Origin of the sequence: Bartonella sp. AA83SXKL, assembly GCF_042196965.1 — a bacterium.
In the GTDB taxonomy this organism is placed as follows: Bacteria; Pseudomonadota; Alphaproteobacteria; order Rhizobiales; family Rhizobiaceae; genus Bartonella.
In genome coordinates, this window is the sequence record NZ_JBHIRG010000248.1 from 371 (window position 1) to 638 (window position 268).

1 pseudogene is annotated in these 268 nt (G+C 37.7%); it reads right to left on the bottom strand.

The window, feature by feature from the left end:
- Positions 1–268 (bottom strand): annotated as a pseudogene (locus ACFINO_RS10915) (glycerophosphodiester phosphodiesterase); the annotation flags it as partial.

Consider the following 268-nt stretch of genomic DNA (forward strand, 5'->3'; position numbering starts at 1 on the left):
TATCACCTTCAAAACGATCAATACATGGACCAGATGGTATTCCTGCTTCAATAAAAGGATGAAGGCTTATAGGATCAAAACTGATTGCAGAGACCCGTTCTGTTAAATTTCGATTTTTTATCAACGCAAGTGCTTTTTGAGATAAAAGCCTTTCACGCTCAACTTCACCACATGTTTTGATTTCAAGATGAAGCGCAACATTAGTTGATCCTAAAAGATCAAGCACCTCTTCTAATAAAGGAGGAGCTTCAGTACTTCCTTTCACATG